Here is a 3,075-nt window from a genome sequence, read left to right as displayed (position 1 = left end):
GAGGGAGCTTGCTCCCGCCGGGTTGCGAAGCAGCCCTGAAAATCTGCGAGCGGGAGCAAGCTCCCTCGCCACAAAGAACTACAGCGCCAGTTGGCGGCGTAGTTCGGCCAGCACTGGCGCTGTATCCGGCCGCACACCGCGCCACAGGAAAAACGCTTCTGCCGCTTGCTCAGCGAGCATCCCCAATCCATCCATCGACACCGCCGCACCGTGTTCAGTGGCCCAGCGGCAGAACGAGGTCGGCTCCTTGCCGTACATCATGTCGTAGCACACCGTCTTGCCCGGTTCGATCAGGCTGCTGGCAATCGGCGGTACATCGCCTGACAGACTCGCCGACGTCGCGTTAATGATCAGGTCCACCGACTCTTGCAGCCAGTCAAAACCGCTGGCCGACACCGGCCCCAGGTCCGCGAACAATTCCGCCAGCAACTCGGCTTTCTCGACGGTGCGGTTGGCGATAATTACCGAAGCGGGTTGCTCGGCCAGCAACGGCTCCAGCGCACCGCGCACCGCGCCACCAGCGCCGAGCAGCAGGATGCGTTTGCCCTTGAGACTGAAACCGGCGTTGACCGTCAGGTCCCGCACCAGTCCGGCGCCGTCGGTGTTGTCACCCAACAACGTGCCATCGGCAAGTTTGCTCAGGGTGTTCACCGCGCCTGCCCGCTGCGCCCGTGCCGTCAGACTGTTGGCCAGGCGATAAGCCTCTTCCTTGAACGGCACCGTCACATTCGCCCCGCGACCTTCGAGGAAAAACGTCTTGGCGAAGTCGGAAAAGTCGTCGAGTGGCGCCAGCGAGGTGCTGTAGTCCAGTTGCTGAGCGGTCTGCTCGGCAAACAAGCGGTGGATCAGCGGCGACTTGCTGTGACCAATCGGGTTACCGAATACGACGTAACGGTCCATCAGAACTCCTCGTTCAGGCCTTGGCCAACCAATCGCGGTCTTGCAGGAAATAGTCGGTCAGGCGAGCTTCTTCGCTGCCCGGCTCGGCTTTCCAGTCGTAGCCCCAGCGGACTTGCGGGGGCAGGGACATGAGGATCGACTCGGTGCGCCCACCCGATTGCAGGCCGAACAGCGTGCCACGGTCGTAGACCAGGTTGAACTCGACGTAGCGGCCACGGCGAAATTCCTGGAATTCACGCTGTTTGGCGGTGAACGCATCGTTCTTGCGGCGCTGCACGATCGGCAGGTAGGCCTCGATGTAGGCGTCACCGATGGCGCGCATGAAGGCGAAGCTGGTGTCGAAGTCCCACTCGTTCAAGTCATCAAAAAACAGACCGCCGATGCCCCGTGGCTCGTGGCGATGCTTGATGTGGAAATAGCTGTCGCACCAGGCCTTGTAGCGCGGATAGACGTCCGGGCCGAACGGCGCACAGGCCTGCTCGGCGACGCGGTGCCAGTGCACGCAGTCTTCTTCGTTACCGTAATAAGGGGTCAGGTCGAAACCGCCGCCGAACCACCAGACCGGTTCTTCACCTTCTTTTTCAGCAATGAAAAAGCGCACGTTGGCATGGGAAGTCGGCACCTGCGGGTTGTGCGGGTGAATCACCAGCGACACGCCCAGGGCTTCGAAACCACGGCCGGCCAGTTCAGGTCGATGAGCGCTGGCGGACGGTGGGAGACCGCTACCAAAGACGTGGGAAAAGTTGACGCCACCCTTTTCGATGACCGCGCCGTTTTCGATCACACGCGTGCGACCGCCACCGCCGGCAGGCCGGGTCCAGGCGTCTTCGACGAATGCCGTGCCGCCGTCTTCGGCTTCAAGGGCTGCGCAAATCCGGTCTTGCAGGTCGAGCAGGTAGGCTTTTACGGCCTCGGTGCGGGTCGTCATGTCATCACCTTGAATCGGGCAAAACTACGCGGCGCTCCATCGGAGCAGGGGCCGGCGCAAATGGGCGCGTAGCATAACATCGCAGATGGGCCTGCCGCAGTTGACGAAGGTCAAGCTTAGGAGTCCGATAGGGAGCTTCGCAAATGACCTAAGGAGAGTTCTGATGGCAAAGCGTATCCAGTTCCGCGCCCATGGCGGCCCCGAAGTGCTCGAGTATGTCGACTATCAACCCGCCGAGCCCGGCCCGCAGCAGGTTCGCGTGGTCAACAAGGCGATCGGCCTGAACTTCATCGACACTTACTACCGCAGTGGTCTCTATCCGCTGCCCGCCCTGCCATCGGGCCTGGGCTCGGAAGGTGCGGGCGTGGTCGAGGCGGTGGGCAGCGAAGTGACCCGGTTCAAGGTCGGCGATCGTGTGGCTTACGGCAGCGGCCCGTTGGGCGCCTACAGCGAGGTTCACGTTTTGCCGGAGGCCAACCTGGTGCACTTGCCGGACGCCATCAGTTTTGAACAGGCCGCCGGTGTGATGCTCAAGGGCCTGACCGTGCAATACCTGCTGCGTCAGACGTATGAACTCAAGGGTGGCGAAACCATCCTGTTCCATGCCGCCGCGGGCGGTGTCGGATCCCTGGCCTGCCAATGGGCGAGGGCCTTGGGAGTGAAGTTGATCGGCACGGTCAGCTCGCCGGAGAAAGCCGCACTGGCCAAAGCCAACGGCGCATGGGCGACTATCGATTACAGCCACGAAAACGTCGCACAACGGGTGCTGGAATTGACTGACGGAAAAAAAGTCCCGGTGGTGTACGACGGCGTCGGCAAGGACACCTGGCTAACGTCGCTCGATAGCGTGTCACCACGGGGCCTGGTGGTGAGCTTCGGCAATGCGTCCGGCGCAGTGGACGGGGTGAGCCTGGGGATTTTGGCGGCGAAGGGCTCGTTGTACGTGACCCGGCCGACGCTGGCGACCTACGCCAATAACGCAGAAAACCTGCAGCGCATGGCCGATGAGCTGTTCGAGATGATCATCAGCGGCAAACTTAAGGTGGACGTCAGCCAGAAGTATCCGTTGGCTGAGGCGGCGAAGGCGCAGACCGAGTTGTCGGCGCGGCGTACGACTGGCTCGACTGTTCTGCTGCCTTAACATCAAACTGTGGCGAGGGAGCTTGCTCCCGCTGGGCCGCGAAGCGGCCCCTCATATCTTTAAAAGAACGGGACTGCTGCGCAGTCCAGCGGGAGCAAGCTCCCTC

General features: G+C 62.2%; 3 protein-coding genes. 1 reads left to right on the top strand and 2 read right to left on the bottom strand.

Features of this window, described 5'->3' with window-relative positions:
- Window positions 1-78: 78 nt before the first annotated feature.
- Both aroE and hemF read right to left on the bottom strand, forming a co-directional pair.
- Window positions 79-900, bottom strand: a complete 822-nt coding sequence (aroE, locus tag QMX98_RS33580; RefSeq protein ID WP_010465531.1) for a shikimate dehydrogenase — start codon at window positions 898-900, stop codon at window positions 79-81.
- A 13-nt stretch (window positions 901-913) separates the two neighbouring features.
- On the bottom strand, window positions 914-1,828 hold the full coding sequence (gene hemF, locus QMX98_RS33575; protein ID WP_200667352.1) for an oxygen-dependent coproporphyrinogen oxidase: 915 nt from the start codon (window positions 1,826-1,828) through the stop codon (window positions 914-916).
- Window positions 1,829-1,991: 163 nt separating this feature from the next.
- On the opposite strand from hemF, the gene QMX98_RS33570 reads away from it, so the two are divergent.
- On the top strand, window positions 1,992-2,969 hold the full coding sequence (locus QMX98_RS33570; RefSeq protein ID WP_077748843.1) for an NADPH:quinone reductase: 978 nt from the start codon (window positions 1,992-1,994) through the stop codon (window positions 2,967-2,969).
- Window positions 2,970-3,075: the final 106 nt, after the last annotated feature.

The sequence above is a fragment of the Pseudomonas sp. PS02303 genome (assembly GCF_029959925.1).
Taxonomy (GTDB): Bacteria; Pseudomonadota; Gammaproteobacteria; order Pseudomonadales; family Pseudomonadaceae; genus Aquipseudomonas; species Aquipseudomonas mandelii.
The sequence above is the reverse complement of the archived record's forward strand: the minus strand, read 5'-3'. Positions and strand labels throughout refer to the sequence as shown.

Bases quoted from the DNA above. Each gene is read 5' to 3' on its own strand.
- hemF (WP_200667352.1), bottom strand. From the start codon at position 1,828: ATGACGACCCGCACCGAGGCCGTAAAAGCCTACCTGCTCGACCTGCAA.
- aroE (WP_010465531.1), bottom strand. From the start codon at position 900: ATGGACCGTTACGTCGTATTCGGTAACCCGATTGGTCACAGCAAGTCG.
- QMX98_RS33570 (WP_077748843.1), top strand. From the start codon at position 1,992: ATGGCAAAGCGTATCCAGTTCCGCGCCCATGGCGGCCCCGAAGTGCTC.